This window comes from Saccharopolyspora sp. SCSIO 74807 (assembly GCF_037023755.1).
Classification (GTDB): Bacteria; Actinomycetota; Actinomycetes; order Mycobacteriales; family Pseudonocardiaceae; genus Saccharopolyspora_C; species Saccharopolyspora_C galaxeae.
In genome coordinates, this window is the sequence record NZ_CP146100.1 from 972,786 (window position 1) to 988,703 (window position 15,918).

Sequence of the window (15,918 nt, forward strand, 5' to 3'; positions counted from 1 at the left end):
ACCGCAGTCCCAGGACTCCGGCACCTGACGCTGCCGCAAGAAATCGAGCTCCTGCCGGGTGGTGGGAGTGGAGCCGTTTGATGACGTGGTCGCCGACCCGGGTGTGCGTGCTGAACTCACCAGGTGCGGATTCAGTCATCGGTGCCGCCGTGGGTGTCGAGGAAGGCATCCGCGTCGACGATCATCGAGCGAAACTCGGCGAACAGATCGAGTCCCCATCGGTCCGCGAGATCCTCGCAGGACGCGATCACGGCCGCGGCGACCTCCGGTAACGACGGAAGCGCGCCGGGCGGGCAATGCCGGAACTGCTGATCGACCAAGGCCACCTCAGATAGTGCTCCTGCGGACACCAGCAGCCGTAGTAGCGCTTCCGTCTCGTGCGTCGCAGCCGCGGGGCGCGCAATCGGACCGGGCTCGGTACCGGCCAACACTGCGACGCTCAACGCTGCGAGCACGACGTCGGCCAGCTCATCGCCGAGATTGTCGAGCGGACGATCCGGGTCCTCCAGCGCGGACACGTCAGTGCCATGCCGCCGGAGGACGCACAGAGCGAGGTGGCCGATCTGGACTTGGAGTTCGACTGCGGCTGTACACGGACCCCAGGCTTCGGCAGTAGGCGCGAAGCGTCGGCGCAGCCGTCGAACCTCGGCGAGCACTTCAGGCAGGTTCGCGCTCAACAAAGATGCACTCATTCGATGATCACGGGCACGGCCCCCGCAGTCCCGCTGCTCCAGTAGGCATCCTCGTGATGACGCTGTGCACGAACCGGGATCCCGAGATCGTGCGTAAGCGCCGCCACCAAGTTCGTCTCGACCGCAGCGTCCAGAATCAGCTCACGACCATCGGCGTCGAAGCTGTACGGCACCTCGGTGAGTCCGCGCCGCGCCAGCACGTCGCGCACCTCGGTGTCGGTCGGCGCCCGACGTTCGGCGTCGGCTGCTGTACACCGGTACCGCTGCCCGACCGGACAGACGTTGCGCATCCGGCAGACCTCGGAACCGAACACTCCGAAGGAATCCGGGCGCCCCAACACGAAGGCGAGCGCGCACGAGTTCGTGTGGAACACCGGATACCCCGGCCGATAGCGCCAGGTGCGGTGGATGAACCGCCAAAACGTCCGGGGGTAGACGCCTTCGGCCTCGGTTGCCGCAGGCGTGGTCGCCAGCTCCGGCCAGAGCTGCGACAAACGGGTAAGGGCGGCCGGCTCGACCTTCAACCCCACAGCCACTGTGCAGCGCGCGTAGCGTGCGGCGTGTTCCAGAACCCGCTGCATCGTGCTTTCGTCGGCCGAGGACGGGAAGCTGGGACGCCAGTAGTGCACGATCGGGATATTCCGATCTGCCAGGCGGGGGAAGTTCTCGGCGACCTCCTCATGGCGAATACCTCGCTCGATGTCCGGTCCCAACCCTGAGTAACTCACATACACCAGCACTGTGAGGCCCCGTCGCCGGACGGAATCGATGAGCTCGACCGTCTCATCAGGAACGCGGCATTTCGTGATCAGCACGATCGGGTTCAGCAGTTGCCGCGCGACCAGGTTCTCCAGCAGCTCGGCCAGGTGTGCGCGCGACGCCGGCAACGCCATGACATCGGTCCAGGTGTAGAGCGCCACCGGTCGCGATGCTGCGTAGAACGACGAGTTCACCAGCAGATCCGCAGTCGCTTCCGACGAGGTCAGGTGACGTGGACGGACCGCTGTCTGCCCACGCTCGTTGAGGAAGCAGTACGTGCAGGCTTTCGGGCAGCCCTGGATCGGATTGACCGCGATCCAGGTCGCATGTTGGTCGACGATCGGTGTCCACACGCGACTCGACTGAGCCGGGTCAGGACCTTGCATCGCGACGACATGGGCGGGCGTTTGCGAGGCCATCGTTCTCCCTCCAGCACGGTGGAAGTGACCCCGAGCCAGGATGTGCCCCGCACCCGAGCAGAGCGGGGGTAATGCGGGTGGAAGCACTGCATCCTGGCTCCGGGCCACGTGGAGAAGCTACGGCGGCGACGGGCCGACAACCCGAGCTGTCAGTCCGGGTTGTCTCCCGGACCGGTATCAGCCCACTGGAACACCGAGCCGCTTGGCGAGGCGCACCGCCTCCCGAGCGGTGGTCCGCGGCGCGCGCTGTACGACGCTGCGCATCAACTCGTGCGCGAGCGGCCGATGAGCGACATCTTCGGGTGCTTCTCTTCCCGCCGACTGCAGGAGGATCAGGGAGCCAGCGTGATCACGGAGCTGTTGATACGAATGCGCCTGCTCGAGCAGGAATGCGACGCGGCGCTCGATCGACGGTGAACGTTCATGCTCGACCTCGTCGGCGAGCTGTGCCGCCTGGCCGATCTCGCCGGTCTCGATTTCGACGCTGACCGCGTGCATGGCGACGTTGGTCGGGCCGAAAGCCGTCCACAGCGTGTTGCGCTCACCGGTCTTATAAGCGACAGGCGCGACTGCTCGGATGCGATCGCGAGCAACCCAGGGGTCCCGTCGTCGCGCCGCAGCTACTGCTGCGAGGAGTAGCAGCGATCCGTGCACGGCGGCAGCGTCCGGTCCGGACTGCACGCGCATCCGCTCAGCGGCGGTCATTGCGATCTCTTCGGCCACATCCACGTGGTCACCGGCCATAGCAGCGTGCGCCGTGTTCCACTGCGCCGTTCCGGCCCGGAGTTGATCGCCGCTGGCTTCAGCCGCCTTGCATGACCGATCCGCAGCCAGGACTGCGAGATCGACTCGACCGGTGCGCTTGGCGACCGTCCGAACGAGGCCATACAGATCCGCCACCGCCCGTTGCACCGCCTCACCCGCTGCATCTGAAACACGGAGCGCTCGCTCAGCCTCAACGACGAGGTCACCGAGAACGCTCGGAACCTGGCTGTAGCGCCTCGGCGAGCACTGCCAGAGTCGCCACGCACCGTCGATCTGTGTTCGCAAATCCGCCAGAGGCATCGACTCCTCAATGTCTGGCACCGGAAGACTCATCGCACGATGCAGATCGACGCCAGCGAAACCCCGGGCCGGTCGCGCTGCTGAACCCGAACCCTCGTCGATCAAGACAGATGGTGGAACCCCGAGGGCGGCAGCAAGCGCAACGAGAACCTTCAGCGTGGGGACCTTCTTGCCGCGCTCGATCTGATACAGGTAATCGCCCGTAATCCCGGCAAGTCCGGCGACCACCGGCTGCGTCTTCCGTGCTGCGAGCCGATGGAACCGCACCCGCTCACCAACGTCGTGGACCAGTTCGTCCGTCACTGCTGTCAGCCCTTCGACCAGGCCGGATCTGCGAGGTGGATGCTACGGCAGCGATCACCTGCAACACTGGCTTTTATGCTAGCCAATGATCGAACACTCTTGCTGCTCTGGGATATCGACCACACGTTGATCGAGAGCCGCGGCATGGGCCGGACGATCTACGAACGCATTTTCCCCAAGGCCACCGGACACCACCTACGCCAGCTGGCAACAGTGCACGGCCGCACCGAGCTCGACATCATCCACGACACCCTCGAACACCACGACATCGAGCCGACCGAGCAGGCCATCAACGACGTCGCCGCCGCACTCGCCGACGGCTACCGAGCTGCCACCGACGAACTCGCCCAACAGGGCCGAGTTCTACCAGGAGCGTTGGAAGCCCTCGAAGCCTTCGCCGCTGACCCCGGACTCCACCAAAGCGTGCTGACCGGGAACACCACCGCGGTAGCCCGGACCAAGATCGAAGCTTTCGGCCTCGAGCCCTACCTCGACCTCGCCATTGGCGCCTACGGAGACGATCATCGCGAGCGAGCCGAACTCGTCACCATCGCCCGCGCCCGTGCTGAGCAACACCGCGGCACCACACTCCCCATCGGCAATGTCGTGATCGTCGGAGATACCCCGAGCGACATCGAGGCCGCTCTCACGGCAGGGGCGCAGAGCATTGCCGTCGCCTCCGGCAAATACTCCACCGACGACCTCCGCAGCGCCGGAGCTTCTACTGTTCTCGTAGCATTGAATCAGGCGGTAGTCCATCAGGCTCTGAAGCGCATGCGCACCAGTGCTTCTGCGTAATGAAAACGCCCAGTCGCTCGGGCTAGCCGAGCTTGTTTCGCATAGATCGACTCGCGAACCCGGCGGCGTGTTTGGTGGTCGGCAGTCAAGACTGGAGAGCACATCTTGCAACGGTTGGTGCACGCCGACGGCCTACTCGGGCTTTGATTCGGGTGGCATCGCCGTGTTGATGTACTTCGCCAGGTCCTGCACGACCTCACTCCAGGTGTGGCCGGTGGCCTCGGCCAGCCACCTGATCAGGAGGCTTTCGACCAACAGGTTGATCTTGGCTTGCCGATCACGCGCTGTGTGGTACCAGGCAAGAATGTCGTTTAGGGCGCGCGCGTCGTCTTCCGGAAGTGGGGTGCGGATCGGTACGCGGTGTGTCCCGCTGTGGTTGACCTCAGCGATCAGAGCGAACGTGTCTTCTAGGCTTTTTCCTTCGCCGAGAAGGGTTAGCGATCGCAGCCAATCATCCAGCATTTCCTGTGGCGTCTGTCGCGGCAGCGGCGTCGCAGTATTTGTCTTCGCCTCGTGGCGCGAGGGTCGTTCTCGACGGAACCATCTCATTCCTGCTCCTTTGATCACCTGGCGACAAAGTCATGCTTACGGCACTGCCGACACCTCAGAGCGCTCCGCATACCGTCAGGTAGGCACGTCTTTGCCTGCTCGGATGGTGCTTTGGAGGTCGCGTAGCGCCTGCAGGTCGTGGAGTGGGTTTCCGTTGGTGACGAGGATGTCGGCGGCGAGTCCGGGGCGTAGCGTGCCGGTGGTGTCGCCGAGGCCGATGTGGTGTGCGCTGGTGGTTGTCGCGAGTTCGAGGATGGCGGCGTTCGAGAAGCCGATGTGTTCGTAGAGTTCGAGGGTGCTGACTGGGTCGCCGTGCTGAGAGATGGGGACTCCGGCGTCGCTGCCGAAGAGCAGGGGCACGCCGTGGTTGGCGAGCCATCGGAGTCGGTGGGCGATGGATTCGGCGCGTTGTTCTCCGAGCATGTCCCACATCTGGCGCCATCCGGTGGGTAGTGCGGGTGAGGCGGCGATGCCGGAGGTGGCCATGTTTTCGGCGACGGTGTCGCGGAGGTCCGGTGCTCCGTTTTGGCCGAGGAAGGTGCAGTGCTCGATGGTGCTGAACCTGGCTTCGACGGCGGCGGCGATGGTGTCGGCGGTGTAAGCGTGGATCGCTGTCGGGAGGCCGGCTGCGCGTGCTGTGTCGACAATGAGGTGCAGTTGTACTGGGGAGAACTGCGTGTCGCGCATTCCTGGGCCGTCCGGGGTCATCTGTCCGCCGGTGCCCATGACTTTGATTAGGTCGGCGCCGTGTTCCGCGTTGTGGCGTACTTGGTCGCGGATGTCGGTATCTGTGGCGACTTCGCCGCCGAGGAACCAGCAGTGGCCTCCTGGCGGAGTGAGCGGAGAACACGCGGCGAGGATGCGCGGGCCTGCGACCGCGCCGTGCTCGATGGCGTGGCGCAACTCGGTGATCAGCCCGCGGCGATCGCCGAGGTCGCGGACTGTGGTGACGCCGGATTTCAGGTGCTGGCGAGCACGGCGACCCATGTCGTTGATCAGGTCGGGGTCCTCAGTGGACTTGAGGGTACCGGCGGGGTCGGAGCTTCCGTCGAAGGCCAGGTGCACATGGCAATTGATCAACCCAGGCAGGATCGTGCCGTTGGGATAGTCGCGGCGCCTTGCTGTGCTGGAGACGCGGTACTCAATCTCGGGCACGGTGCCGACCGCGGCAATGGTGTCGTCTTCGATGAGTAGCGCGCCTGGGGCGAACTGTTGTTCGCGGGGACCGATCAGCAGTTGGGGCGCGGTCAGGATCTGCTGCACGCACGGACCGTACCGCTACTGGAGGACGTGATCGCAATGTTCTTGCACTAGGCGCTGGTGCCTCTACACTCGCCGGAAGGAGGTCCTATGGTTACCCCTTTTGGAGTAGTCCGGGAATGGCAGCTTCGCCGTGAGTGCCGCCGCCTGTTGCGTGATCTTGAGGTGACCACACCGCTGGATGTGCGGGATTTGTGCCGTCGTCTCGGTGTGGCCCGTGGGCGGCCTATCGAGTTGTACGAGTATCCGATCGAAGTGCCGGGCCCGTTCGGGTTGTGGTTCAAGCTGCGCAATCGGGATGCGATCTTCTTTCAGCAGGAGAGCGTCCGCTGGCACCAAGATCACATCATTCTGCATGAGCTGGGCCACCTGCTGGGTGATCACCCCAGCGATACGGGCGTGGTTGATACCGCGACGTCGGCGATTCGGCAGAACCCGCCTGCCGGACTCGACTGGGACGAGGGTGGCGACGATGTGGCGAGGCGACGCCGGTCCTGCTACGAGAGCCGGTTCGAGCGTGAGGCCGAGCTGCACGCCACGATCATTCAAGAGTGGGGTTCCGTGCTGACCGCTCCACCGGAGAGCACCGAGGAACCCGAGGTGGCGCGGATCAGCCAGAGCTTGTCGCATCATCAGGGCTGGCGCTAAATGCTGATGGTTGCGCTCACCGTGCTGTTGTGGGTGGCGACTGCTGTGAAGGCTTTTCAGCTCGTGCGAGCACCGGATGATCGGCTGCTGCGCACGGTTGCAGGTGGCCTCGCTGCTGCGGCGCTGGCTTTCACGGTCGGACGCGCACCGATCGAAGGTTGGCTGGACAACCTGGTGCTCGGCACGCCGAACTTGCTGCGCAACCTCGGCATGAATTTGGCGTTCTTTTCCTTCCTGGCGTTTTTCGTGTACAGCACGCACGGGCGCTACAGCGCCAACCAGGAAATGCGACGGCACCGTGCCATCGTGGCGGTCCTCCTGCTGCTGGAGTGCCTGGCCTGGGCGACCGCGCCGTCGTCGGTGCGGGTCTCAGGTGAGGGCAGCGTCCACGGTGCGCTGTTCCAGTTCGTGTCGGTGCTCGCGCTGCTGTATCCGCTGTTGGCGTCTCTGCCGCACGCCGTGCGGCGTTCTCGCCGGGTCCAGCAGCGTCATCTTCGGATCGGGCTGCGGATCCTGACCGTGGGCTTGGCCGCGGCAGTGCTGGCCAATCTCCTGTCCGCAACCATGACCCTGGTCGGTGTCGCGCTCGGCCCCGACAGTGCTGCGCTTGCAGTGCTTCGCCGCGCTTACATCGTCGTCATCCTCGTGGCGATCCCTGGGCTGGCGATCGGACTCACCTTGCCCATCGTGACGAGCATGGCCGCTGCGATCCCGCTGTGGTGGCGGCACTGGCGGGAGTTCCGGGCTCTGCGTCCACTGTGGAAGCAAATGCACGAGGCGTTCCCGGACCAGACCCTGCGCCGTCCGATCGGCGCGGTACGCCCCTGGAGCATTCACGCTCGCCGCTACCGCCGGGCCTGCGAAATCCGGGACGGGCTGCTCATGCTCGCCCCGTACTACCCGGTGCGAACACCGGCCGGGACTCTCTCAACGGATACTCACGCGGAGCAGGTGCGCGAAGCATTGCGCGCGCGTGCCGAAGCCCGCCAGGACGGCAGCGAAGCCGTCGGTGGCCCGATCGCCACCCCGATCCCGCAAGGCGTCCACGGCGCGGGCATGGACGGCGACATCCGATGGCTCGTCGAACTCTCGCAGAGCCTGCCTCGTCGAGGCCGTGCACCGTCCGGTCACTCCTGATCGGATTCCAGAGCGTCGAGCATCTTCAGGATCTGCCGCCGTGTCCGTGGGCTGGCCTCCCCGGCACGCATGGCGATGGCGCGCACATCGCGGTCGGCGAGCTGTTCCCGTAGCGAGGCGTTCTCGCCGGACGCGCCGCTGTCGTCGCCGGCGAGGAAGCTCACCGTGATCGACGGCGTATCCGGGCTGCGGTGTTCATTGAAGAACTGCGCGAGCGCGGTGAGGACGTTCAGGCCCGGGTTGGTGTTGCGACCGTTGCGCAACCCGTCGATGTAGCTTCTCGACAAGCCGGTTCCGTCCCCGACGTACTGGTTCGAGAACCGTCGCCGCCTGCCCGCCTCGTCGACGTAGGTGATCTCGTCGAAAAGCCTGCGCAACCGTGCCACGAACACGGACTGCCCGTGCTCAGCGGCATCGTCCCTGCGCATCCGTCCTCCTCAGCTGTGCGGCACCGTGCAGGTACCGCCTCGCTCCGTAGCGATCTCAGTATATCGGGTCACCTGGCTACTCGACACCACATACCGGGTTGATAGCCCGACATAGTGGGCTTACTCTGTCATTAGCTCACTATAGTAAGATGATCTGAGGAAGCGTCCACGCTCGGCATCTCGGCGCACCCGTTCGGCAGGAGGGCGCCGCCATCGAGGCAGACCGATCCAGCGATCCGGCTGCCGTACCGGGCTCGACGATGCTCTGAAAGGAATCGCTATGCAGTGGAAAGCCACAGCGATGCTGGCGACAGGTACGTGCTCGCTCGCCTGGGTCGGCATCTGCAGCTACGCCTTTGAAGCCCATAAAGCGCGCGAACAACGGCATCTCGCCTCGCTGAGGATCTACATCGCCGAGCTCGAACGGCAGCTCACATGCGTGAGTAAGCAGGCGTGGGACACCGTGGCCGAAGTGCCGCTACGAGCGGCGTGGGAGTCGCTCGTCGATGCCCGGCTCACAGCAGAGCCGGAGCGCACCGCGGTGGTCTGGGTCGACCTCGATCAGTTCAAGCAGGTCAACGACCGGCATGGACATTTGGCCGGAGACGCGGTGCTGCGCGCGGTGGCGCGGCGGTTGGAGGAAGCCTTCGCCGCGCGTGAGCCGGTGGTGACTCGCCTCGGCGGGGACGAGTTCGGGGTCCTTGTGCGCGATCTCGACGAAGACACCGACCTAGCGCGATTCGCGGCATTGATGGAAGAGCCGGTCGCATTGCCGCACGGACGATCAGTGCCCGTCGCTGCCTCGGTGGGTTTCGCGCACGCCCGTGAATTGCCGCACGAGACCGGGCGATGGGAGCTGTTGCGGTGCGCCGACGCAGCATCCTATGCGCACAAACCCCACCGCAGCGGCGAAGTCGGCGCGGCGCCGACTCCCCGCTCCCGTAAGGGCTTTGCGGCGGCTGCGGTGCTGGGAGCAGCGCGATGAGCCGCGAGGAGGTGAACGTGCGCGGTGAACGCAATCTTGGACACGAGCACGATGCTGTGCGGCCTGGTGGCGGCTCCGCTGGTGACCGTAGGGCTGATGCCGTGGTTTCCCACCTGGCCGGCGTGGACACCGGCGCTGATCGGCGCAGGGATGGCGATGCTGTCGGCGGCGGTGCACGCGCGGTTCGGAGCGGACCCGGCGTGGGCGGCGTGGTGGTGGCTGGCGGTGATCGGTGCGGTGCTGGGGTTGATCGACGCCTGTCATCACCGGCTGCCGCACCCGTGGCTGACGATCTTGGCGATCGGCGGGCTGGCGGTGTTCGCGGTGGTGCGGCCCGAGCTGCTGGGTCGATTGATCGCGGCGGCGCTGGTGGTGCTGGCGTGGGGATTGTTGGTGCAGTGGGCGATGCCGGGCGAGGTCGGGTTCGGCGACACGCTCCTGCTGGCCGCCCTGGCCCCGTTCTGGGCCTGGCACGGTTGGCTGACCGTCCTCACGGGACTGATCGCCTCACACCTGGTGCTCGGAGCTTTTGCTGGGCTGGCGTGGCTGATCGGGCTCCGCGATCCAAGAATGCGGATCGCAGCCGGACCAGGGCTGCTGTTAGGAGCGTGGATTCCTTTGGTGTAGCCCGATTTCGACGCTGTCTCATCGCTGCTGGGTTGGTGCTGACTGCGGGAATCTCGTCCGCGTGCGCGAACCCGGCACCGTCGGCGCGACCGGAGCAGCCCGCGATCGATGCGCCTCCGCAAGCGCAGCCGCATCGCGGCGGCCAGCAGGCCCGGGTCTCCGCGAGCTACGAGCGGTTTTGGCGGGTCTCGCAGGCTGTGCCGCATTATCCGGCCGAACAGCAGCAGCCTGAGCTGGCCCGTGTCGCTGCCGACCCGTTGGCGAGCACGATGCTCGGCAATCTCGCCCAGCAACGTTCCCGCGGGATCACGCTCTACGGCCAGATCCAGCCTCGGATCAGCGACGTACGGATCGAGGGTGAGCGGGCGGTGGTGACCGATTGCCAGGACGCCAGCCACTCCGGACAAGCCGACGCCTCGGGCCAGCCCCGCACGGTCGGCCTGGCCCGCAACCCGGTCTCCGGCACGCTGCACCGCGGCACGGACGGGGAATGGCGCATGGCGCGCATCGACTACCCAGGCGGGAGCTGCTGATGCGAACGCGCAGCGTGCTGCCCGTGCTGGCTGGGCTCACCGTGGGAATGCTGGTTCCGGTGCCTGCCTTCGCCGACGGCGTCGCGGTGGTTCCCGGTGATGCGCAGGGCTACTACGGCACGCCCTCGATTGACCTCGGCGCCGTGGCCGGAGGGAAGCCCTCATCCCCGGAAGACCCGGGTTCGGCGGAGTCGGGCGGGGCCGGTGGCGGTGTCCCGGGGCCGCCGTTGGGGCTGAGCTGGTCGTCTCCAGGAGGCGGTGTGCCGGAGTGGTTTTCGGTCCTGCCGGAATTCCGCTTCCCCGACTTCACCGAACCCGCGGCGCGCTCACCCGGTGTGCTGGCCGGGCAGGCGGCCGAGGAGTTGCGGTTGCCGCTGCCGGTTCCGCGGCATTCGCCGGATCTGCGGTTGCCGGACGGGCGCGCGGCCACGGTGGTCGGTGAGCACACCTGGTTTTGGACCGAACCCGCCGGGTGGCATCCCGTCCAGCGGCGGGTGCAGGCCGGGCCGGTGTGGGCCGAAGTCACCGCCACACCACGCACCTTGAGCCTGGCCCCGGGTACCGGACAACCAGCGGCGTCCTGCGCCGGTCCGGGCACCCCGTACGACCGGTCATTCGGGCTGCACGCGGCTTCCCCGGATTGCGATGTCGTGTTCACCCACTCCTCGGCGCACCGGCCTGGCGAGCAGGTCCAGGCCCGTTGGGCGATCACCTGGCAGGTGTCCTGGCGCGGGTTCGACGGCACCGCACCGACCGGCGGCATCTTGCCGCCCATGACTTCCCGGGCCGATGCGGACCTTGCGGTGGCTGAGGCCCAAGCCCTCACCACCGGCTAACACACCACACCACTGTTCTTCATTTTTCTTCGTTTTCCTTTCTTCTTTGGGGAGACCTATGTCCACAACAGACACGCCACGCACTTCCAGCGGCCCCACGTCGCGAGAACCGTCAACACCGCGAGTGCCGCGGAAACGGCGCTGGTGGATGTGGGGCACTGCCGTGGTGCTCGTCGTCGGCGCAGCCGGCGGCAACACCGCACTTATCGCCCAGGTCGCTGATCGTGAGCCGATGCTGGTGCTGGCCCGCGATGTCGCTTGGGGCCAGCCGATTTCCGGACATGATGTGCGGCAAGCAGAACTTCCCGCCCCAGTCGGCGTATTCGCCGTCCCGAATGCCGAGCGCGGTCAGATCGAGGGGTTGGTCGCCGGGCACAACCTGAAAGCCGGGACCCTGCTGTCCCACAGTGATCTGACCCGACAGGCGATCCCCGGTCCCGGGCAGCAGGTGATCGGGCTGCGGCTTGAACCGGGCCGATTCCCGGCCCGCGGGCTGGTGCCCAACGACCCGGTCGCCGTGCGCCCCGCTCCCGAAGACACCAGCACGGCAGCGAGCCCCGGGGCACCGACCGGCGCGCACAGCACGGAGTTCATCGCTCGCGTCGTGCGCAGTTCCCCACCCGATGCCGACGGGGCGATCACCGTCGACCTGCTCGTGCCCGAGGACACCGCGTCCGCCGCTGCCCAAGCGGCCGTGAGTGGTGCCCAAGTGAGCCTGCTCGGTCCACCGCACTGAATCCCGCTTTCTGAAAGGAGTTCTGGCATGGCGATCACGACGATGATCAGTGCGCTCGGCGCGCCGGGCGCAAGTACGACGGTGGCGGCGTTGACCACCGCCTGGCCCGGTCCGGTGCTGGCCGTGGATGCCGATCCGGTCCGCGGTTCGCTGGTGCCGGGCTGGCTGTCGCGCTGGTGGGTCGACGGGCGTATCACGACCGAGACAGGGGTGGTGACCTTCGCCGCCAGCACCCGGCGCATGACCTCGGTGCCCGCCGAAGGCTTGGCCAGCCACACCGCACAGGTTCCCAACGCCCGGCACATCCGAGTCCTGCCCGGGGTCCTGCACGCCGAGCAGGCGATCGCGATCGGCTCCGAGGGGTGGGCGCGGCTGGCCAGCGCCCTACGCGATCTCACCAACGCAGGCCCGGATGTGCTGGTGGACGCTGGCCGGTGGTGCCCGCACACACCCTGGCCCCTGCTGAACGTCGCGGATCGAGTGTTGCTGGCGGTGCGGCCGAGCCTGCGGTCCTGCTCGGGCAGCGCTGACCTGGCGCGGTACCTGTTCGACCGATTCGAGCACGTCCAGCTGGCGGTCTTGGCCGCGGACTCGCCCGGCGCCGCCGATACCGCCCGTGCGCTTGATCTGCCTCGCGGGCTTGCCCTGCCCGATGACGCCTCCAGCGCTCGCGTGTTCGCCGACGGCGCGACCGAACCGTTCGGCCTGGCACGCCGCCCATTGTGGAAAGCCACCCGCCGCACCGCGCGCGCCCTGCACGCTCAAGCTCACTCCCCCATTCGCGGCACCCGCGGACTCGACAGCACACAGGCAGGTGTTGCCGAATGAACCGACCAGTCCTGCCGTGGTTCGACGACGGCGACCCCATTCCCGACCCGGCCACGGTCGACACAATCCGGAAACGCTCCGCAGCCCGGCTCGACGCGCGCGAGCACGATGAGCAGGCGGTCGTGTCCGACGAGGTGTCCGCTTGGACGGCCGACCGCGCCGCCGCCGGACGCCCGCCCGTGTCCGAGGCCGTCGAGCGTCGCCTGATCCGTGCTGTGCACGGCGCCCTCGCGGGGCTCGGCGGCCTCGCGGCCCTGCTGGATCGCGAGCGGATCGAGAACATCCACATACACGGCTACGACCACGTGCTCGTGGAGACCGCCGAGGGCACCACGACGCGGTGGCCGCATCCGGTGGCCGACTCCGACGAAGCGTTGCTGGATCTGCTCGGGGAGATGTTCGCCCGTGCCGGGCGCACGTCGCGGGAGTTCTCCCCGGCGCATCCGATCGCGAACGTGCGTATCGCGGCCGGTGGTCCGCTGGGTGCGCGGGTGGCGGCGGTGCGCGAACTCTGCGACCGGCCACGGGTGGCGATCCGCAGACACCGGCTCGCCCACGCAACTCTGGGCGATCTGCGCGCGAACGGCACCCTCGACACGCGGCTGCAGGAGTTCCTGTCCGCCGCGGTCGCGGCCGGGCTTAACCTGCTGATCACCGGCGGACCCTATGCCGGGAAAACCACCCTGCTGCGGGCACTGTGCCAAGAGATTCCCGCCGCCGAGCACGTGGTCACCGTCGAGGACGACTACGAACTTGGCCTGCACCTCGACCACGCGCGGCACCCGCTGGTGACCGCGCTGGAATCGCGCACCGCCGGAGCCGAAGGCACCGGAGCGATCACCCTGGACGACCTGCTCAAACAAGCCCTGCGGCACTCGCCCTCGCGCGTGGTCGTCGGCGAGGTCCGTGCCGGGGAGATCACCGCGCTGCTGCGGGCGTTGGGCAACGGTGCGGCCGGAGGCATGGGCACCCTGCACGCCACCAGCGCGCGGGCAGTGCCGGACCGGATCGCCGCGCTCGGACAGCTGGCCGACCCGCCGTTGCCGATCGGAGCCGCGCACCGGTGGACCGCGTCGGCACTGGACGTGATCGTGCACGTCGCGCGCCACGACCAACCGGACGGCCGGTACCGCACCGTCGGGGAGATCGTGGAAGTCGGACCGGTCGGCGATGCCGACACCCCGGATCTCACCCCGCTGTTCGCCACCGCTGCCGGGCAGCGACAGCCGACCCCGATCGGTCCGCCGAGCCCGACGCTGCTGGAGCGGTTGACCGTAGCCGGACTTGATCCGGGCGTGTTCGACCTGCCCACCGGCGTGGGGTGGTGAGTACCGATGACCCCGGATCTGCTCGCCGCCGGTGCGTGCGGCCTGGCACTAGCTGTTGCGGTGTTGCTCGTCCGGATGGGACGCACCGGGGTTCCGCAGCATCGATCGCTGCGGCTGGCACGGTGGTCCCCGCGGTGGCTGCGGCTCGGCGCTAACGGGCTGGTATTGGGTGCGGGCGCGTGGTGGGCGACCGGATGGCCCGTGGCCACGGTGATCGTCACCGCCGCCACCGTGGGCTTGCCGCGCGTGCTCGCTCCGACCGCGGCCAAAGAAGCCATCGCCCGCGCCGAAGCCCTGGCGACCTGGACCCGACGGCTCGGAGACCTGCTCTCCTCCGGTGCCGGAGGGCTCTCGCAGGCGATCACACGCTCTGCGGCCACCGCGCCCGAGCCCTTGACGGGACCCGTGCAGCGCCTCGCTGACCAGCTCCGCACCGACGGCACCGAGGCGGCGCTACGTGCCTTCGCCGACGAACTCGCCGATCCCGCTGTCGACGCGGTCGTGCTCGCCCTGCTGCTGCGGCTGCGCGCAGGCGGCCGCGGCCTGGCGGACCTCCTGCACCACCACGCCGACGCGCAGGCCCGGGAGGTCGCCGCCCGACGCCAGGTCGAGGCCGACCGAGCCAAACCCCGCACCACCGTGCGCTGCCTGATCGCCATCACCGTGGTCATGCTCGGCGGGCTGGTGGCCTTCGCCGGGCACTACCTGGCCCCGTTTTCCACCGCGACCGGGCAAGCCGCGCTGGTCGTGATCGCCGCGCTCGGGGCCGGATCGATCGCATGGATGCACCGCATCACCACCCCACCAGCCATCCAGCGCTACCTCATCACCGGGGAAAGGGGCAAGGCATGATCACGCTCGGAATCGTGCTCGGCTTGCTGGCCGGTACCGGACTCGCCACCGGCCTCGTTGCCACCGTTCCGGCAGGCAGGCTCGATCTCGTCGCCGCGCTCCACCACGCCACCCGCACCGCACCGGGCCCTGCCGCGGGATCAGGCGGTGCTGTCGTCGCCCGGCTCACCGCCTTGGCCCGCCGTGGGCAGCATCCCTGGTTCGCGCTTCCCGAGGCGGACCTGGATCTGCTGGAACTCGCTCCCGAGCAGTACCTCGCCCGGCGCCTGCGCGCGGCCGCACTGGGACTCGCGGCCGGGGCCGTGCTCGGGGTACTCGGTTTCGTCGCCGAAGTGCTTCCGGCCGCAGTTGCGGTGCTGTGCGCACTCGCCGGCGCCGCAACAGGCGGGATGCTGCCGTATGTCCAGGTCCGCGACGCCGCCAAGCAGCGCCGCGATGCCTACCGGCGGGTGTTGGCGGTCTATCTCGATCTCGTCGCGCAGGAGCGTAGTGCGGGGCGCGCGGCTACCCCGGCGTTGCGGGAAGCCGCTGAGGTCAGCGATCACCCGCTGCTGGTGCGCATCCGCGCCACTGTGACTCGGGCGCACCGCCTCGGGCACACCCCGTGGGACGCGCTGCGCGACCTCGGCACGCGGCTGCGGGTGCCGGAACTGGTCGATGTCGCCGACCTCGCCGACACCGCCGCCGACGGCGCCGCCATCGCCACCAGCCTGCACACCAAAGCCACCTCCCTACGGCAAGCCGCCCTCAGCGACGACACCACCACAGCGAACGCACGCAGCGAAAAACTCACCATCCCCGTCGCACTGCTCATGCTCGCCTTCCTCGGCCTGCTGCTGTACCCGACCACCGCCGCACTCCTGAACTCCTAACCCGTCGAAAGGCACCGGCCATGCCACGCACCACCCCCGCCCGCCTCACCCACGCCGCCTGGTACCTGGTTCTGCCCCTGGTCTGGGCACTCGCCGACACCGTCACCTGCGCCCGAGACCGCGCGCGACGCCTCGCGGTCGACGACCGCGGTTCCGAAACCGTCGAAAAGGCCGTGATCACCGCGCTCGTGCTCGGACTCGCCCTCGGCCTGGCCGGAGTGATCACCGCCGTCGTGCACAAATACCAAGGCCAAATCCACTAA

General features: G+C 67.8%; 19 protein-coding genes. 13 read left to right on the forward strand and 6 right to left on the reverse strand.

The genetic code is table 11. The features are described 5' to 3' along the window. Nucleotides 1-131: 131 nt before the first annotated feature. From V1457_RS04220 to V1457_RS04230, 3 genes are all read right to left on the reverse strand, one after another. Nucleotides 132-677 carry a hypothetical protein gene (locus tag V1457_RS04220; RefSeq protein ID WP_338600460.1) on the reverse strand — a complete coding sequence of 182 codons (546 nt, stop codon included), beginning with the start codon at nucleotides 675-677 and terminating at the stop codon, nucleotides 132-134. Between the two features lie 11 nt (nucleotides 678-688). Beyond that, nucleotides 689-1,870, reverse strand: coding sequence for a radical SAM protein (locus V1457_RS04225; protein ID WP_338600463.1), 1,182 nt, complete (start codon nucleotides 1,868-1,870; stop codon nucleotides 689-691). Nucleotides 1,871-2,047: 177 nt separating this feature from the next. Continuing rightward, nucleotides 2,048-3,238, reverse strand: coding sequence for a helix-turn-helix transcriptional regulator (locus V1457_RS04230; RefSeq protein ID WP_338600466.1), 1,191 nt, complete (start codon nucleotides 3,236-3,238; stop codon nucleotides 2,048-2,050). 75 nt (nucleotides 3,239-3,313) lie between these two features. Here V1457_RS04230 and V1457_RS04235 point away from each other — a divergent pair, with 75 nt between their 5' ends. Then, nucleotides 3,314-4,036, forward strand: a complete 723-nt coding sequence (locus V1457_RS04235) for a haloacid dehalogenase-like hydrolase (protein WP_338600469.1) — start codon at nucleotides 3,314-3,316, stop codon at nucleotides 4,034-4,036. A gap of 132 nt (nucleotides 4,037-4,168) precedes the next feature. Here the strand turns inward: V1457_RS04235 and V1457_RS04240 are convergent, their stop codons facing one another. After that, the gene (locus V1457_RS04240; RefSeq protein WP_338600472.1) at nucleotides 4,169-4,585 is read right to left on the reverse strand and encodes a hypothetical protein; all 417 of its coding nucleotides are present in this window, start codon (nucleotides 4,583-4,585) and stop codon (nucleotides 4,169-4,171) included. A 75-nt stretch (nucleotides 4,586-4,660) separates the two neighbouring features. Beyond that, nucleotides 4,661-5,848, reverse strand: a complete 1,188-nt coding sequence (locus V1457_RS04245) for an amidohydrolase family protein (protein ID WP_338600475.1) — start codon at nucleotides 5,846-5,848, stop codon at nucleotides 4,661-4,663. A 162-nt stretch (nucleotides 5,849-6,010) separates the two neighbouring features. On the opposite strand from V1457_RS04245, the gene V1457_RS04250 reads away from it, so the two are divergent. Together V1457_RS04250 and V1457_RS04255 are read left to right on the forward strand one after the other, a co-directional pair. Next, nucleotides 6,011-6,493: a hypothetical protein gene (locus tag V1457_RS04250; protein WP_338600478.1), complete on the forward strand. Its 483-nt coding sequence runs from the start codon at nucleotides 6,011-6,013 to the stop codon at nucleotides 6,491-6,493. Then, nucleotides 6,494-7,630: an MAB_1171c family putative transporter gene (locus tag V1457_RS04255; RefSeq protein ID WP_338600480.1), complete on the forward strand. Its 1,137-nt coding sequence runs from the start codon at nucleotides 6,494-6,496 to the stop codon at nucleotides 7,628-7,630. On the opposite strand, the gene V1457_RS04260 is transcribed toward V1457_RS04255, so the two are convergent. Continuing rightward, complete coding sequence (locus tag V1457_RS04260; protein WP_338600483.1) at nucleotides 7,621-8,058, reverse strand: XRE family transcriptional regulator; 438 nt, start codon at nucleotides 8,056-8,058, stop codon at nucleotides 7,621-7,623. The two genes, V1457_RS04255 and V1457_RS04260, sit on opposite strands and share 10 nt — an antisense overlap. Nucleotides 8,059-8,338: 280 nt before the next feature. Here V1457_RS04260 and V1457_RS04265 point away from each other — a divergent pair, with 280 nt between their 5' ends. The 10 genes from V1457_RS04265 (at nucleotide 8,339) to V1457_RS04310 (ending at nucleotide 15,918) form a co-directional block, all read left to right on the forward strand. Continuing rightward, complete coding sequence (locus V1457_RS04265; RefSeq protein ID WP_338600486.1) at nucleotides 8,339-9,043, forward strand: GGDEF domain-containing protein; 705 nt, start codon at nucleotides 8,339-8,341, stop codon at nucleotides 9,041-9,043. A gap of 24 nt (nucleotides 9,044-9,067) precedes the next feature. Beyond that, nucleotides 9,068-9,670: a hypothetical protein gene (locus tag V1457_RS04270; protein WP_338600489.1), complete on the forward strand. Its 603-nt coding sequence runs from the start codon at nucleotides 9,068-9,070 to the stop codon at nucleotides 9,668-9,670. Nucleotides 9,671-9,705: 35 nt separating this feature from the next. Then, nucleotides 9,706-10,203 (forward strand): hypothetical protein, encoded by a 498-nt coding sequence (locus V1457_RS04275; protein ID WP_338600492.1) that lies wholly within the window; start codon nucleotides 9,706-9,708, stop codon nucleotides 10,201-10,203. Next, nucleotides 10,203-11,039, forward strand: a complete 837-nt coding sequence (locus V1457_RS04280) for a hypothetical protein (RefSeq protein ID WP_338600495.1) — start codon at nucleotides 10,203-10,205, stop codon at nucleotides 11,037-11,039. Before V1457_RS04275 ends, V1457_RS04280 begins: the two co-directional genes overlap by 1 nt. Nucleotides 11,040-11,187: 148 nt before the next feature. Continuing rightward, entirely contained in the window at nucleotides 11,188-11,775 is a 588-nt protein-coding gene (locus V1457_RS04285; protein ID WP_338600498.1) for an SAF domain-containing protein, read from the forward strand. A gap of 27 nt (nucleotides 11,776-11,802) precedes the next feature. Beyond that, nucleotides 11,803-12,603, forward strand: coding sequence for a hypothetical protein (locus V1457_RS04290; RefSeq protein WP_338600501.1), 801 nt, complete (start codon nucleotides 11,803-11,805; stop codon nucleotides 12,601-12,603). Then, nucleotides 12,600-13,931 (forward strand): CpaF/VirB11 family protein, encoded by a 1,332-nt coding sequence (locus V1457_RS04295; protein WP_338600504.1) that lies wholly within the window; start codon nucleotides 12,600-12,602, stop codon nucleotides 13,929-13,931. The genes V1457_RS04290 and V1457_RS04295 overlap by 4 nt, the downstream gene beginning before the upstream one ends. Nucleotides 13,932-13,937: 6 nt before the next feature. Then, nucleotides 13,938-14,783, forward strand: a complete 846-nt coding sequence (locus V1457_RS04300) for a type II secretion system F family protein (RefSeq protein WP_338600507.1) — start codon at nucleotides 13,938-13,940, stop codon at nucleotides 14,781-14,783. Next, a complete protein-coding gene (locus V1457_RS04305) occupies nucleotides 14,780-15,655 on the forward strand; it encodes a type II secretion system F family protein (protein WP_338600510.1) in 876 nt (291 codons plus the stop codon). The genes V1457_RS04300 and V1457_RS04305 overlap by 4 nt, the downstream gene beginning before the upstream one ends. Before the next feature lie 20 nt (nucleotides 15,656-15,675). Further along, the gene (locus V1457_RS04310) at nucleotides 15,676-15,918 is read left to right on the forward strand and encodes a hypothetical protein (RefSeq protein ID WP_338600513.1); all 243 of its coding nucleotides are present in this window, start codon (nucleotides 15,676-15,678) and stop codon (nucleotides 15,916-15,918) included.